This is a genomic window from Nocardioides sp. YIM B13467, from assembly GCF_042788075.1.
GTDB lineage: Bacteria > Actinomycetota > Actinomycetes > Propionibacteriales > Nocardioidaceae > Nocardioides.
In genome coordinates this window covers 4,320,599-4,335,065 of the sequence record NZ_JBHZPJ010000046.1, presented here as the reverse complement: position 1 = coordinate 4,335,065, position 14,467 = coordinate 4,320,599, and the positions used below count along the sequence as shown (strand labels likewise).

Below are 14,467 nucleotides of genomic sequence, written 5' to 3'. Positions count from 1 at the left end.
CTGCCCACCTCATCCCGTGATCCGGACCGTGGTCGTCGAGCCCCAGATCGCGAAGCTCAGGAAGAAGTCCGCGACGACGACGGTGACGATGGACGTACGGATCGCCTTGCCGACCGCGATGCCGACCCCGGCCGGGCCGCCGGAGGCGGTGTAGCCGTAGTAGCAGTGGATCAGGATGATCGCGACCGCGAGGATGATCAGCTTCAGGAAGCTGTAGAGGATGTCGATCGGCGGCAGAAACGCCAGGAAGTAGTGGTCGTATGTCCCGCCCGACTGCCCGTACATCAGCGTCGTGATCAGCCGCGGGCTGAGGTAGGAGGCGCACAGGGCGACGATGTAGAGCGGGATGACGGCCAGGAACCCGGCGATCATCCGGGTGGTGACCAGGTAGGGAAGGCTCGGCACGCCCATCGCCTCGAGCGCGTCGATCTCCTCGCTGATGCGCATCGCGCCCAGGCGGGCGGTGTAGCCGCAGCCCACCGTCGCGGCCAGCGCGATCGAGGAGATCAGCGGGGCCACCTCGCGGGTGTTGAAGAAGGCCGAGATGAACGCGGAGAACTTCGCGACACCGATCTGGCTCAGGCTGGCGTAGCCCTGGATGCCGACCTCGGAGCCCGCGAAGAAGGCCATGAACGCGATCACGCCGACGGTGCCTGCGATCATGGTCAGGCCGCCGGCACCGAAGGCGACCTCGGCCAGGATGTTGAGCACCTCCCGCTTGTAGCGGCGGATGGTGCGGGGAGCCCAGGCCAGGGCCTTGACGTAGAAGAGCAGCTGGTCGCCATAGCCCTCGACGGCCTGGCGCTGCTCCTTGACGATCTGGTTGCCCACCTGGGCGAGCGTGTTCGTCACCGGGGGATCACAACCCGTCCTGAGGAACGATCTGGAAGTAGACAGCGGTCATGATGGAGTTGAGGACGAACAGCATCATGAACGCGATGATCACGGCCTCGTTGACCGCTCGGCCGACGCCGCTGGGACCACCCTGGGCGTTGAGGCCGTTGTAGGCGCCGATGATGGCCGCCAGGAACCCGAACAGGGCCGACTTGACCATCGAGATGTAGAGGTCCGGAAGGCTCGCCAGCGCGGTGAAGCTCGACAGGAACGCGCCGGCCGAGCCGCCCTGGACGATCACGGTGAAGAAGTAGCCGCCACCGATCCCGGTCGCGATCACGATCCCGTTGATCATCACCGAGACGAACAGGCACGCCAGGACCCGCGGGATCACCAGCCGGATCACCGGGTCGATGCCCAGCACCTCCATCGCGTCGATCTCCTCACGGATCTTGCGCGAGCCCATGTCGGAGCAGATCGCCGACCCGGCTGCCCCGGCGATGATCAGCGCGGCCGCCATCGGCGCTGCCTCCCTGACCACCGCGAGCACCGCCGTCGCCCCCGCGAACGACTGTGCTCCGAGCTGGCCGGCGAGGTTGCCGACCTGCAGCGAGATGACCGCACCGAACGGGATCGAGACCAGCACCGCCGGCAGCAACGTGACGCTCGTGATGAACCAGGCCTGCTCGAGGAACTCCCGCATCTGGAACTTGGTCGTGAACGTCCCCTTGACGACCTCTCCGGTCATCAGGCCCATCCCGCCGACACCTCGGACCAGCGATGCGAACTGCACTGCCATCCTTCACCTTTCGCGTGGTCTTGTGACTCGGCTCACGTTTCAAGCCTGTAGTAGAACATGTTTCAGTTCTGAGGGCAACGACCCGCCGCGACATGCCCGGGAACAGGGTGGGAGGTATTCCGGTCCAACGACTTACCCGCCGGTAGGTGACGCGGATCACAGGATCCTCCACCCCTGCGCCACCGTCGGAGAAGGTCGGCTCTCGCATGCTGGTCCTGAGCGTGATCGCACGCGCCGGGGCTCTCGGCGGGGCCAGAAGTCCGCACCGGTGTGTCTCGCCGCGCCGAGCCGGTTAGATTGGGGACTGTGATGAGACTGTCGCCGGGGGGCGTCATGAGGTTCCTACGCCGCCTGCTCCTCGCCGTGTTCGGCGTGCCGGTGGCGCTGGCCGTCGTGATGAGCCTCGTCGACGGCTACCGCAGCCGCGGCAAGCGAGGCCGAAGGGGCAAGCCGTTCCCGGTGACGCCACCGCTGACCAACAGCGTCGGCGACGGCACGGTCACCACCTACACCTTCGGCAACGACCTCTACGAGGACATGATCGCCGCCATCGATGGCGCGAAGAAGCAGATCTTCCTCGAGACGTACATCTGGAAGGGCGACGAGGTCGGTCAGCGGTTCAAACAGGCGCTGGCCTCGGCGACCGAGCGAGGGGTCGACGTCTACTGCGTCTACGACGAGCTCGCCAACCTCGTGGTGCCCTCCCGGTTCAAGCGCTTCCCCGAGGGGATGCACGTCCTGCGCTATCCCACCTACGCGGCGGGGTGGCGCTTCTTCGACCTCTCCCGCTACGGCCGCGACCACCGCAAGATCCTGGTCGTCGACGACACGGTCGGGTTCGTCGGCGGCTACAACATCGGGACCGCGTACGCCACCGAGTGGCGCGACACGCACGTGCGCATCACCGGCCCCGGCGTGTGGGACCTGCGCCGCGCGTTCGCCGACTTCTGGAACCTCAACCGGCGGCGGCCGCACCCGCTGACCCACCCGAACGGCGCCGAGGGACCGCTGCTCATCGAGACCGCACCGTCATGGGAGCCCGATCTCCGGTTCCACCGCAACGTACCCCGGTTGTGGATGTTCCCGATCCGGTCGATGTACCTGGAGGCGATCAACCGGGCCTCGCGCAACATCTACCTGACCACCGCCTACTTCGTCCCCGACGAGGACTTCGTGGACGCCCTCAAGGCCGCAGCGCAGCGCGGGGTCGACGTACGCATCCTGCTGCCGCTGAAGTCGAACCACATCGTCGTCGACTGGATCTCGCGCGGCTACTTCTCCCAGCTGCTCGGCTCAGGAGTGCGGATCCTGCGGTTCAAGGACGCGATGATCCACGCCAAGACCGCCACCGTCGACGGCTTCTGGTCGACCGTCGGCACCGCCAACATCGACCGGCTCTCGCTGACCGGCAACTACGAGATCAACCTGGAGATCTTCGACCGCGACGTCGCCAAGCAGATGGAGGAGATCTTCGCCCGTGACGAGTCCAACGCGCTCGAGCTGACCGCCGACGAGTGGGCCGCCCGCGACATCCACCGCAAGTTCACCGAGCTGGTCCTAACTCCCCTGCGCCCGCTGCTCTGAAGGTCCGCCGACTCGGCACTCAAGAAGGCAGATGTGTCCGCGGCGACATCTTCGGCCCTCGCCTGGGGCGCTTCCCGGCACCGCGGTAGATGAGCGCGACCACGCGAGCACGATGCGGGCGGAACCGCTCCAGGTAGTCGCGAAGCCGGTCGTCGTCCCAGGCGTTGTTGGTCAGCGCCCAGCCGACGTCCTTGGCGAGGTGGTAGTCACCGAAGCTGACGGCGTCGGGGTCGCCGAGCGCCCGCTGCCGCACCTCGGCGACGGTCCACTCCCCGATGCCCGGGATGGTGGTGAGCCGGCGCTCGACCTCCTCACCGGGGAGGCCGGCGGTCCGCTCGACCGCCGTCGCGACCCGGGCGGCCTGGAGGACGGCCTTGGACCGGGCCGGGTCGACCGGCAGGCGCAGCCAGTCCCAGCTGGGGATGGTCCGGAGCGTCTCGGGTGTCGGCTGCAGGCGCAGCCCGTGATCGGCGCCCGGGCCGGGGGCGACCTCGCCGAACCGCCTGACCAGGTTGCCGAAGCCGCGGAACGCCTCGTTGTTGGTCACCTTCTGCTCGATGATCGAGGGCACCAGCGCCTCCATCACCAGGCCCGTACGCCCGAAGCGCGGCACCTCGAAGCGCTCCAGCAGGCCGGCGAGCAGCGGGTCGTCGGTGTGGAACTCCTCGGGGCGGTCGCCCGCTCCCAGCAGCCCGGGCACGTGCTCCAGCGCCCACTCCGCGCCCTCGCCCCACGCCTCGGAATCCACCTCGGCGTCGCGCTGGCGCAGCCTCAGCGTGGCGGGGCCCTGTGGCGTACGGACGGCTCGCCAGTGGTCCTCGCCGAGGATCTTGTACGTCGGGTCGCCCAGTCCACGACGAAGCGGCCGCAGCATCGACGCGAGGCCGACGGCGTAGCCCGGCCGGACCGTCCGCTGCGCACTCATGCTTCGAGGTTAGCCCGCGGGAAGACCCGGCTGGTGGTCAGATGGGTCGCCCGGCCGGCAGGGTCGCGGCCGGTGAAGCCGAAGACACGGTGTGCGCCGTGGAGGGCGTCGGCGGTGACGACCTGGTCGGTGGCGTACGGAAGGACCTCGTAGCTCTGCGGCTCGTCGCCGATAGCGACGCCCTCGGGGCCAGGGATCTCCTCGGCCCACAGCCGGCCGTCGGGCTCCTGGCGCAGCGTCCAGTCGACGATGCGGGCGCGGTAGGTGCCGAGGAGCCGGCCGGCGTCGAAGCCGGAGGGCGGCTGGGGCGGTGGCACCGGGTCGGGCGCGATCCGGACGCCCGCGAGGTCGTCGAGGAGGTGGCCGACGACGTCGTGGTAGAGCCCGTAGGTGTCGCCGCCGTTGGTGAGCAGCACGACCGCCAATCCGTGCTCGGGCACCATCCTGAAGAAGGCCGACTGCCCGATCGTCTGGCCGTCGTGGCCGACGAGCCCCTGGCTGATGTCGTCGAGGGACCAGCCCAGGCCGCGTGCGTCGGAACGGGTCGATGCGGGATGGTCGACCTGTCGGGTGAGCATCTCGGCGCAGGAGGCCGCCGAGACGACGCGGGTTCCGCCAGGGGCCGTCCCGCCGGCGAGATGCATGGCGGCGAAGCCGAGCAGATCGCGTACGCGCATCGACAGCATCGCGCCGACCGGGCCGCTGGCCCGGGCCATCCCCCACGCCGGTCCCGGTCGCAGGACATGGTCGGGAGCGGGGTCGATGTGGCCCATCGCCGCACGGAACCTGATCGCGTCGTATGCCGTGGTGGCGATGTGGGTGAGACCCAACGGGGCGGCGAGACGCTCCTGGAGCGCTCGGTCCCAGGTGGTGCCGCGCAGCACCTCCACCAGGCGCCCGAGGACGGCGAAGCCCGCGTTGGAGTAGGAGAACCGCTCCCCCGGGGTGAAGATCTGCGGCAGGTCGCCCATGGACGCAACGAACCGCTCGACCGCGTCGTCTCCCGGCCCGTGGTCGGTGAAGATGTCGCCCTCGAAGCCGGCCGTGTGGGAGAGGAGCTGACGGATCGTGATCGTCGCGGACGCCTCCTCGTCGGCGACCCCGAATCCCGGCAGGTGGCGCCTGATCTCGTCGTCGAGGCCGACCCGGCCCTCGTCGACGAGCTGCATCACCAGGTCGGTGGTCCACAGCTTGGTGATCGAGCCGACCTGGAACAGCGAGTCGGTGGTCGCCTCCACGCCGGTCTCGAGGTTGAGGATGCCGCGGGCGTGGTCGATGACCTGGCCGTCCTGGAGCACTCCGACAGCCGCCGCCGGCACGCGGCGACGCGCCAGCAGGGCGGGCAGCTCGGACTCGATCCAGGAGCGGGCGGCGGCAAGCGACATGGGGCGAGGATAGGCGGGATCGGCTCAGCGCTCGGTGTCGGCGAGAGCTGTCAGGGCGCGCTCGAACGCCGCCCGGTCGGCCGGGTCGAGATCGGCCAGCAGCTCGGCCTCCATGGCCCCGATGGCGTCGCGGCAGCTGCGGAGGATCCGAGAGCCGGCAGGGGTCAAGGAGACGATCCGGTTGCGGCGGTCGGCCGGGTCGGGCTCGCGCTCGACCATGCCCTGGGCCTCGAGGCGGTCCAGGTTGCCGATCAGGCGGGTCTTGTCACGACCCGTCGTGGCGGCGAGCTGCGCCTGGGTGGGTGCGTCCGACTCGGACAGCGCGCTCAGCACCGCGTAGTCCCACATCTCCAGGCCGGCTGCGTCGAGGATCGGCTTCTCGCGGGCCATCACCTCGCGCATCAGACGGGACAGCAGGAAGCCGAGCTCGGGTCGATCCACCGCAGAATCCTAACCGTTCGACATATCGTCTACATGTGCTTACGATCTACTTATGCTTACTTTTGGAGAGATGCTCACCGCCTATGGCCGCGCTCTAGACGACACCACCGTGCTCGCTTCCAGGGCCGGCGACCTGACGGTTCCCACCCCGTGCGCGGGCTGGGACCTCGCCGACCTGTTCGGCCATATGGTCGGCCAGAACCTCGGCTTCGCCGCTGCGGTCGCCGAGGGCGACGCGCCGGTGGCTGCGTACGAGTCCGTGCCGGTCGCCACCGATGACGTCGCCCGGACGTGGCAGGACTCGGCCACCCGGGTCCGGGACGCGTTCGGCGCCGCCGACCCGGAGGCGACCGTCCACCTCGCCGAGTTCGGCTTCTGTCCAACCGTTGCGGTCGCACTGGGAATGCAGCTCCTCGACGCCGCCGTGCACGCCTGGGACGTCGCGACGGCACTCGGGCAGACCTACCGGCCGACCGAGGCCACCGTCACCGTCGTCCTCGACATGGCCCGGCAGATCGCCGCGAGACCGGGCGGGACACCGGTGTTCGGCGCGCCGCTCACCGAGGACAAGGAAGACCCTTGGGGCGACGCGCTGCGCCTCCTGGGCCGCGATCCGGACCAGGAGGCGGCCGCCTGACGTTCCTGGGAAGTGTCGGTGCCTTGATGTTCACTGGAGACATGCTGCTCGCCGACATCGTGTCCACCTCGAACGCCGTCGCCGCGACCCGGTCGCGGAAGGCGAAGGTCGCCGCGCTGGCAGAGTGCCTCGGCGCGGCCACGCGCAACGAGCTGCCGGTGGTGACCGCCTACCTCGCCGGCACGCTGCTGCAGCGGCGTACGGGGCTGGGGTGGCGCTCGCTCACCACGCTCCCGTCGCCTGCGACGGAGGCGACGCTCACGGTGAGCGACGTGCACGAGGCGTTCGAGCGGATGTCGCTGCTGGCAGGCTCGGGCTCGCAGGTCGCCCGGGCAGCCGAGGCCGAGACGCTCTTCGGCGCGGCGACCACGGCGGAGCAGGTGTGGCTGCGGGGCGTGATCACCGGAGAGGTACGCCAGGGGGCGCTCGACTCGCTCGTGCAGGAGGCGCTCGCGGTGGCTGCCGGGGTGCCGTTGCCCGCCGTACGCCGCGCCGCGATGCTGGCCGGCTCGACCGTGGTGGTCGCAGGGCTCGCCTTCGACGGCGAGGAGTCGCTCGCCGAGGTCGGCCTGGTCGTGGGGCGGCCCGCGCTGCCGATGCTCGCGTCGTCGGCCGGCTCGGTCGAGGAGGCCATGGCCAAGCTCGGCGAGCCGGTCGTGGTCGACACCAAGCTCGACGGCATCAGGATCCAGGCCCACAAGTCGGGCTCGGAGGTACGCATCGCGACCCGCACCCTGGAGGACATCACCGCGCGGCTGCCCGAGGTGGCGGAGATCGTCGCCTCGTTCCCGGCCGACACGCTGGTGCTGGACGGCGAGGCCATGACGCTCGGCCAGGACGGGCGGCCGCGGCCGTTCCAGGAGACCGCCTCGCGCACCGCGACCCGGGCGGCCGCCGACACGGTCGTCGAGCCGTACTTCTTCGACATCCTCCACGTCGACGGCCGCGACCTCATCGACCTGGCGCTCGACCAGCGCCTCACCGAGCTCGACCAGGTCGTCCCCGAGCGGCATCGGGCGCCGAGGCTGGTCACGGTGGACACCGAGGAGGCGGAGAGGTTCGCCACCGACGTGCTCGCCGCCGGCCACGAGGGCGTCGTCGTCAAAGGGGTCGGCCTGCCCTGGGAGGCGGGGCGGCGTGGCTCGGGCTGGATCAAGGTGAAGCCCGTCCACACCCTCGATCTGGTCGTCATCGGCATCGAGTGGGGCTCGGGACGCCGCAAGGGCTGGCTCTCCAACATCCACCTCGGCGCCCGAGGCGCCGACGGCGAGTTCGTGATGATCGGCAAGACGTTCAAGGGCATGACCGACCAGATGCTGGCGTGGCAGACCGAGCGTTTCACCGAGCTCGCCGTCGGCGGCACCGACGACTGGCAGGTGAAGGTCCGCCCCGAGCAGGTGGTCGAGATCGCCTTCGACGGGGTGCAGCGCTCGACGCGCTATCCGGGCGGCGTCGCACTGCGCTTCGCCCGGGTGGTGCGGTATCGCGAGGACAAGTCGCCGGCGGAGGCCGACACGATAGATGCCGTCAGAATGTATCTTCAGTGACCTGATCGGGATACCGGGTGCAGGTGGCCCCGACCGATCCTTTAACCTCACTGCGCGTGCCCCCACACGCCTATGCCCGCCGCGTTGCGATTCTCGCGACGCTGACGCTGATCCTGGGGACCGCCGCCGTCTACCCGGCCCCGGCGGCCACCGGCGCCTCCGCCGACCTATCGGTCGCCGCGCCAGGCGCCAGCGTCTCCCGGCCGATCCTGGGTGAGTCGTTCAGGCTGAGCGGCTCGCTCGGGCCTGGCGTGAGCAGGATGGTCCGGCTGGAGCGCTACCACGACGGCGACTGGCAACCCGTTCAGAAGCAGATCGCCGCCCGGACCGGGCACTACTCCTTCACCGTGAGCCAGTCGTCGTGGCGGATGCGCTGGCGGGTCCTCGCCCCCGGTGTCGAGCGGGAGGGGCGGAACTGGGCGGAGCGGGTCTCGGCGCCGCGTACGCTCTTCGGGCAGCCGCAGGCCGTCACGACCAGCATGGCGAGGTCGGTGCGCGCCGGGAGCGCGGTGCGGCTCACTCTCTTCGCCGCTCCTGCCCGCCCCGGGCGGGTGCTCACCCTCCAGCGCGACAGCGGCAACGGATGGAAGAACGTCGCCAACCTCACCACCGGCCCGACCGGCCATGCGACGTACGTCTTCAAGACCCGGGAGGTGGCGAAGACGCGGTTCCGGGCCGTCGCCCGGGCACATCACGGCGCGCCGGCGTTCGTGGGCTCCTCGGCGGCGGTCTACGCCATCGGGAACAGACCGGTCGGGGTGATGGCCTGGCGCGGCGACTCGCTCAACTACCCGGAGAACACCCTGGACGCATTCCGGAGCGCGGTGCGGCAACGGGCCGACTTCATCGAGATGGACTTCCAGCCGACGGCCGACGGCGAGTGGGTCCTGCTGCACGACGGCGACTTCAGGCGTACGACCGATGTCGAGCACCGCTTCCCCGAGCGCAGGAAGGCGAGTCCGCGGGAGTTCACCCTCGCCGAGGTGCAGTCGCTCGACGCGGGCTCATGGATGGGGCCGCAGTTCCGGGGCGTCCGGGTACCGACCATCGAGGAGACCTTCGACGCCATCGAGTCGGCCGAGCGGCTCCACGGCCACCGGGTCCGGCTCGTGGTCGAACTCAAGGGCGAGAGCGCCGCCGAGATGCGCGCGCTCTACCGCAAGGTCGTCTCGCTGCGTCCGGACTGGGTCTCCAGGAAGGGCCACGGCGACAAGGCGATCTTCATGAGCTTCGAGGCGAGCCACTTCGACTTCCCCGGATTCGAGCGGACCGGGATGGAGACGGTCGCCGTCAAGGACGAGCCCGATCCTGCGGACCTCCACGATGGCGAGTTCACCCAGGTGCATCTCCACACCCGGCTGCTCGACGCCGCCCTCGTGGACCGCTACCGCAACCAGGGAGCCGAGGTCGGCACCTGGCCGGCGGTCGGCACCGCGTCCGTGCTCCGCGCAGCGGTCGCGGGGGTCGACTACGTCACCACCGATGACGTCGCGGGTGCTCGGCGCGCACTGCTCCACTAGGCGGATGTGAGGACTGACACTCACAGTGCAACTCCGAGTTGCACACCGCGTACAGTGTGCTTGTGAGCACCCGATCAACCAGTCCCCACTCCGCCTCGGGTTCCGCTTCGGCCCGCGGCACCGAGTCCGACGGACGCCGCTCGGCCGCCGCCGCCCGACGCCGTGCCCGCGAGGCCGACATCGTCGCTGCCACCCGCAGGCTCTTCGACGAGCGCGGAGTGAGCGACGCCCAGATCGAGGACATCGCCAAGGCGGTCGGCATCAACCGCGCGATCGTCTACCGGCACTTCACCGGCAAGGACGAGATCTTCGCGCTGACCCTGGTCGGCTACCTCGACGAGCTCCGCGAGCGGATGCTCACCGCGACCGAGGGCGACAGCGCCCCCACCGACGTGGTCCGAGACGTCGTCGGCACCTTCGTCGACTACGGGATCGAGCATCCCGCCTTCGTCGACTGCGCCCAGACCCTGATGCGCCGCAGCGGCTCCGACCTGCTCGACGAGCTCTCCGAGAGCGCCCTGTTCCGCCTGGGCCGGGCGATGAACGGCTGCCTCACCATCCTCACCACTGTCTTCGAAGACGGTGCCGCCTCCGGCGAGCTCCACGTCAAGGACGCCAACCTCCTCGCCAACACCCTCTACGCCTCCGGCCTCGGCGCCCTCCAGCTCGCCCGCGTCGGCATCCTGGTCTCCGAGTCCGCCCCCGGCGTACCCACCGTCGGCTCCGTCTCCCCCGACCAGGTCCGCGACTTCCTGGTCACCTCCGCCCTGGCCCTCACCGCCAAGTAGCGCCGAGGCGTCACGTACGTCGACCGACACGTCAGGTACGTCGACCGACACGTCAGGTACGTCGACCGACACGTCAGGTACGTCGACCGACACGTCAGGTACGTCGACCGACACGTCACCGGCGTCGACCGACACGTCAGGTACGTCGACCGACACGTCACCGGCGTCGACCGAGGCGCCTGTCTGGACGCCGACCGATTCGCCGAGAAAACAACGGCCGAGGCGTCACGTACGTCGGCCGAGCCGGCACGCAGGTGCCAGCTCGGCCGACGGGAGTGACTTCTCGGCCGACGCGGCTGACTTCTCGGCCGACACGGGTGACGCCTCGGCCAACGCGGGTGACGCCTCGGCCAACGCGGGTGACCTCTCGGCCCGAGGGACTACTTCTCCAGGATCGCGACGACGCCCTGGCCGCCGGCGGCGCAGACCGAGATCAGGCCGCGGCCTGAGCCCTTCTCGTCGAGCAGCTTGGCGAGGTTGTTGATGATCCGGCCGCCGGTGGCGGCGAAGGGGTGGCCGGCGGCGAGGCTGGAACCCTTCACGTTGAGCTTCTCGCGCGGGACGGTGCCGAGCGGGGCGTCGAGCCCGAGCTTGTCCTTGCAGAAGTCCGGGGACTCCCAGGCGGCGAGGGTGGAGAGGACCTGCGACGCGAACGCCTCGTGGATCTCGAAGAAGTCGAAGTCGTCGAAGGTCAGGCCGTTGCGGGCGAGCAGGCGCGGGACGGCGTAGGCGGGAGCCATCAGCAGGCCCTCGCCGCCGGCGACGTAGTCGACAGCGGCGACCTCGGCGTCGACGAAGTAGGCCAGGACCGGCAGGTTCTTGGCGGCGGCCCATTCCTCGCTCGCGAAGAGCACAGCGGAGGCGCCGTCGGTCAGCGGCGTCGAGTTGCCGGCAGTCATGGTCGGGTTCTCACCCTTGACCCCGAAGACGGGCTTGAGCGTCGCGAGCTTCTCCACGGTAGAGCCCGGGCGGAGGTTGTTGTCCTTCTCCAGACCGCGGAACGGGGTGATCTGGTCGTCGAACCAGCCGGCCTCGTACGCGGCGGCGAGCTTCTGGTGGGAGGCGGCGGCCAGCTCGTCCTGGGCCTCGCGGGTGATGCCCCACTCCTGCGCCGTCAGCGCGGCGTGCTCACCCATGGAGAGCTTGGTGCGCGGCTCGACGTTGGCCGGGATGTTGGGGATGACGTCCGCGGGGCGAAGCTTGGCGAAGGCCTTGACGCGGTCGATGTTGGTCTTGGCACGGTTGGCCTCGAGCAGGACCTTGCGGAGCTTCTCGCCCAGTGCGATCGGCGCGTCAGAGGTGGTGTCGGTGCCGCCCGCGATGCCTGAGTCGAGCTGGCCGAGCGCGATCTTGTTGGCGATGTAGGTCGCGGCCTGGAGGCCGGTGCCGCAGGCCTGCTGCAGGTCGACGGCGGCCGTCTCGGGGGCAAGCTTGGAGCCGAGCACCGACTCGCGGGTCAGGTTGAAGTCGCGCGAGTGCTTGAGCACCGCGCCGGAGGCGACCTCACCGATGCGCTCTCCCTCGAGGCCGAAGCGAGCGGCGAGGCCATCGAGGACGGCGGTGAACATCTCCTGGTTGGACGCGGTCGCGTACGCACCGTTGGAGCGGGCGAAAGGAATACGGTTGCCGCCCACGATGGCGACACGGCGAGTGGTGGTCATGGGTTCATCCTTGTCTGATGAAGCGCTTTGGAGAAGGGTATGTCAGGGAGATCACGAAAAGTGGACACCGAGTTACACGCCTAGTTACAACTGGTCAGTAACATACCAATGTACGCCTCAGAGACCACGTCCAGAAGGATCAGAGAGACCATGAGCGACAAGTACCAGAGCTTCACCCAGTCGGCGATCGGCAAGGTCCTCGTCAAGAACCTCGGGCTGCCGAGCCCCGCCAAGCTCGAGCGGTACGCAGCCGGTGCCCCGCTCGTGAAGGGCACTGTCCTCATCGGCGGGCGTGGTCGTCTGGCCGAGTCGCTGGGCGGGCTCCTCGGCGAGCTGGACGTCACCTCGACCGACACGGCGACGGCCGGCACCCGGTTCAAGGGGCTCGTCTTCGACGCCACCGGCCTCACCTCGACCGCCGACCTGGTCGCGCTGCAGGAGTTCTTCACCCCGGTGCTGCGCAGCCTGGAGAACAACCCGCGCGTGGTCGTGATCGGCACCCCGCCCGAGCAGCTCAAGGGAGCCGAGCGGGTCGCCCAGCGGGCCCTGGAGGGCTTCACCCGCAGCCTCGGCAAGGAGATCGGCAAGGGCGGCACCGTCCAGCTCGTCTACGTCGCCGAGGGCTTCGAGGGCTCGCTGCTCTCCACGCTGGCCTTCCTGCTCTCCCCGAAGAGCGCCTACGTCTCCGGCCAGGTCGTGCGGATCGGCACCAAGAACGCCTCCCCCGCCGCCGAGCAGGTGGACCCGAAGAAGCCGCTGACCGGCAAGGTCGCGCTCGTCACCGGTGCCGCGCGCGGCATCGGTGAGGAGATCGCCAAGGTCCTGCAGCGCGACGGCGCGACCGTCGTCGGTCTCGACATCCCGCCGGCCGAGGACGACCTCAAGAAGGTCACCCCCGACTACATCACCGCCGACATCACCTCCGCGGACGCGCCGGCCACCATCGCCGCCTACCTCCAGGAGAAGTTCGGCGGCGTCGACATCGTCGTGCACAACGCCGGCGTCACCCTCGACAAGAAGCTGGCCAACCAGAAGGCCGACCGCTTCGGCAAGGTGCTCGAGATCAACATCACCGCACCGGAGCGGATCACCGCCGAGCTGCTCGAGCAGAAGCTGGTCCGGCCCAACGGCCGCATCATCGGCGTCTCCTCGATCGCCGGCATTGCCGGCAACCTCGGCCAGACCTCCTACGGCGCCTCGAAGGCCGCCGTCATCGGCTTCGTCGACTCCCTGGCCGAGGAGCTTCCCGACGGGATCACGATCAATGCGGTCGCGCCCGGCTTCATCATCACCCAGATGACCGCCGCGGTGCCGTTCGCGACGCGTGAGGTCGGCCAGCGGCTCAACGCGATGGCGCAGGGCGGCCTGCCGGTCGACGTCGCCGAGACCATCGCCTGGTACGCCTCGCCCGCCTCCACCGGCGTCAACGGCAACGTCGTGCGCGTGTGCGGCCAGATGATGCTGGGGGCCTGATGAGTGACATCTTCACCGGCAGGTCCGGTCCCGGCCTGCTCCTCCGGGCGGCACTGCCGGCCATCCCGGGCATCAATGCGCTCCCGGGGATCAAGAAGACCGGCGTCGCCTACGAGGAGCTCAACCTCACCCGCGAGCCGGTCGTCCTCGAACGGGACGCAGTCGAGGCCTACGCCGAGCTGTGCGGCTTCCCGATCAAGGACACCGTGCCGCTCCCCTACCCGCACATGCTGGCCTTCCCGCTGCACATGGCGCTGATGTCCTCGCCCGACTTCCCCTCCCCCGCGATGGGGATGGTCCACATCGAGAACTCGATCAGCGGCTACCGCCCGATCTCGGTCGGCGAGGCGGTCGCGGTCACCGCGACCGTGGGCCAGCCGGAGCCGCACCCGGTCGGCAAGGCGTACCGGTTCCTGACCGTCGCCACCGTCGAGGGTGAGGTCGTGTGGGAGTCCACCTCGACATACCTGGTCCGCGGGAAGCGGAACCCCGACGTCGCCTGGAAGTCTGATCTGATCGAGGTGGACCCTTCCGGGCCGGTCTTCCCGCTCAAGGCCGACCTGGGCCGGCGCTACGCCAAGGTCGCCGGCGACTACAACCCGATCCACCTCTACCCGCTGACCGCGAAGGCGCTCGGCTTCAAGCGGCAGATCGCGCACGGAATGTGGACCAAGGCGCGCTGCATCGCGGCGCTGGAGAACCGGCTGAGCGATGCCGTACGCGTGGACGTGGCGTTCAAGAAGCCGGTCTTCCTGCCTTCTTCGGTCGCGTTCGGCTCGCTCAAGCACCTCGACGGCTACGACTTCTCGCTCCACAAGCGTGGCTCGGACACGCTCCACCTGGTGGGGCGCACCACCACTCTGTGACTTCGGG

The 14,467-nt window shown here is 69.6% G+C and carries 13 protein-coding genes; 7 read left to right on the top strand and 6 right to left on the bottom strand.

Annotated features, from left to right (window positions below; genetic code table 11):
* Window positions 1-9: 9 nt before the first annotated feature.
* A complete protein-coding gene (locus ACFX43_RS28010; RefSeq protein WP_160023206.1) occupies window positions 10-852 on the bottom strand; it encodes an ABC transporter permease in 843 nt (280 codons plus the stop codon).
* Between the two features lie 7 nt (window positions 853-859).
* The gene (locus tag ACFX43_RS28005) at window positions 860-1,591 is read right to left on the bottom strand and encodes an ABC transporter permease (RefSeq protein ID WP_305367616.1); all 732 of its coding nucleotides are present in this window, start codon (window positions 1,589-1,591) and stop codon (window positions 860-862) included.
* 375 nt (window positions 1,592-1,966) lie between these two features.
* Between ACFX43_RS28005 and ACFX43_RS28000 the strand changes: the two genes are divergently transcribed.
* Window positions 1,967-3,217 carry a phosphatidylserine/phosphatidylglycerophosphate/cardiolipin synthase family protein gene (locus ACFX43_RS28000; protein ID WP_378839797.1) on the top strand — a complete coding sequence of 417 codons (1,251 nt, stop codon included), beginning with the start codon at window positions 1,967-1,969 and terminating at the stop codon, window positions 3,215-3,217.
* 19 nt (window positions 3,218-3,236) lie between these two features.
* On the opposite strand, the gene ACFX43_RS27995 is transcribed toward ACFX43_RS28000, so the two are convergent.
* The 3 genes from ACFX43_RS27995 to ACFX43_RS27985 are packed head-to-tail and all read right to left on the bottom strand — an operon-like array spanning window position 3,237 to window position 5,968.
* Window positions 3,237-4,142: a DNA-3-methyladenine glycosylase family protein gene (locus tag ACFX43_RS27995; RefSeq protein WP_378839793.1), complete on the bottom strand. Its 906-nt coding sequence runs from the start codon at window positions 4,140-4,142 to the stop codon at window positions 3,237-3,239.
* Window positions 4,139-5,527, bottom strand: coding sequence for a serine hydrolase domain-containing protein (locus ACFX43_RS27990; RefSeq protein ID WP_378839789.1), 1,389 nt, complete (start codon window positions 5,525-5,527; stop codon window positions 4,139-4,141). Before ACFX43_RS27990 ends, ACFX43_RS27995 begins: the two co-directional genes overlap by 4 nt.
* Before the next feature lie 24 nt (window positions 5,528-5,551).
* Complete coding sequence (locus tag ACFX43_RS27985; RefSeq protein ID WP_378839784.1) at window positions 5,552-5,968, bottom strand: MarR family winged helix-turn-helix transcriptional regulator; 417 nt, start codon at window positions 5,966-5,968, stop codon at window positions 5,552-5,554.
* 52 nt (window positions 5,969-6,020) lie between these two features.
* Between ACFX43_RS27985 and ACFX43_RS27980 the strand changes: the two genes are divergently transcribed.
* The 4 genes from ACFX43_RS27980 (at window position 6,021) to ACFX43_RS27965 (ending at window position 10,460) form a co-directional block, all read left to right on the top strand.
* Complete coding sequence (locus ACFX43_RS27980; RefSeq protein WP_378839780.1) at window positions 6,021-6,605, top strand: TIGR03086 family metal-binding protein; 585 nt, start codon at window positions 6,021-6,023, stop codon at window positions 6,603-6,605.
* Between the two features lie 26 nt (window positions 6,606-6,631).
* The gene (locus tag ACFX43_RS27975) at window positions 6,632-8,152 is read left to right on the top strand and encodes an ATP-dependent DNA ligase (RefSeq protein WP_378839777.1); all 1,521 of its coding nucleotides are present in this window, start codon (window positions 6,632-6,634) and stop codon (window positions 8,150-8,152) included.
* Window positions 8,153-8,208: 56 nt separating this feature from the next.
* Window positions 8,209-9,672, top strand: a complete 1,464-nt coding sequence (locus tag ACFX43_RS27970; protein WP_378839773.1) for a glycerophosphodiester phosphodiesterase — start codon at window positions 8,209-8,211, stop codon at window positions 9,670-9,672.
* Between the two features lie 62 nt (window positions 9,673-9,734).
* Complete coding sequence (locus ACFX43_RS27965; RefSeq protein ID WP_378839770.1) at window positions 9,735-10,460, top strand: TetR/AcrR family transcriptional regulator; 726 nt, start codon at window positions 9,735-9,737, stop codon at window positions 10,458-10,460.
* A 380-nt stretch (window positions 10,461-10,840) separates the two neighbouring features.
* On the opposite strand, the gene ACFX43_RS27960 is transcribed toward ACFX43_RS27965, so the two are convergent.
* A complete protein-coding gene (locus ACFX43_RS27960; protein WP_378839766.1) occupies window positions 10,841-12,121 on the bottom strand; it encodes an acetyl-CoA C-acetyltransferase in 1,281 nt (426 codons plus the stop codon).
* A gap of 150 nt (window positions 12,122-12,271) precedes the next feature.
* Between ACFX43_RS27960 and ACFX43_RS27955 the strand changes: the two genes are divergently transcribed.
* A complete protein-coding gene (locus tag ACFX43_RS27955) occupies window positions 12,272-13,594 on the top strand; it encodes a 3-oxoacyl-ACP reductase (protein WP_378839762.1) in 1,323 nt (440 codons plus the stop codon).
* A complete protein-coding gene (locus ACFX43_RS27950) occupies window positions 13,594-14,460 on the top strand; it encodes a MaoC family dehydratase (RefSeq protein WP_378839757.1) in 867 nt (288 codons plus the stop codon). The genes ACFX43_RS27955 and ACFX43_RS27950 overlap by 1 nt, the downstream gene beginning before the upstream one ends.
* Window positions 14,461-14,467 lie beyond the last annotated feature (7 nt).

What these genes read in the sequence shown, in the direction of transcription:
- ACFX43_RS27955 (WP_378839762.1), top strand. Translation starts at nt 12,272, where the DNA reads ATGAGCGACAAGTACCAGAGCTTCACCCAGTCGGCGATCGGCAAGGTC.
- ACFX43_RS28005 (WP_305367616.1), bottom strand. Translation starts at nt 1,591, where the DNA reads ATGGGCCTGATGACCGGAGAGGTCGTCAAGGGGACGTTCACGACCAAG.
- ACFX43_RS28000 (WP_378839797.1), top strand. Translation starts at nt 1,967, where the DNA reads ATGAGGTTCCTACGCCGCCTGCTCCTCGCCGTGTTCGGCGTGCCGGTG.
- ACFX43_RS27990 (WP_378839789.1), bottom strand. Translation starts at nt 5,527, where the DNA reads ATGTCGCTTGCCGCCGCCCGCTCCTGGATCGAGTCCGAGCTGCCCGCC.
- ACFX43_RS27995 (WP_378839793.1), bottom strand. Translation starts at nt 4,142, where the DNA reads ATGAGTGCGCAGCGGACGGTCCGGCCGGGCTACGCCGTCGGCCTCGCG.
- ACFX43_RS27980 (WP_378839780.1), top strand. Translation starts at nt 6,021, where the DNA reads ATGCTTACTTTTGGAGAGATGCTCACCGCCTATGGCCGCGCTCTAGAC.
- ACFX43_RS27960 (WP_378839766.1), bottom strand. Translation starts at nt 12,121, where the DNA reads ATGACCACCACTCGCCGTGTCGCCATCGTGGGCGGCAACCGTATTCCT.
- ACFX43_RS27975 (WP_378839777.1), top strand. Translation starts at nt 6,632, where the DNA reads ATGTTCACTGGAGACATGCTGCTCGCCGACATCGTGTCCACCTCGAAC.
- ACFX43_RS27950 (WP_378839757.1), top strand. Translation starts at nt 13,594, where the DNA reads ATGAGTGACATCTTCACCGGCAGGTCCGGTCCCGGCCTGCTCCTCCGG.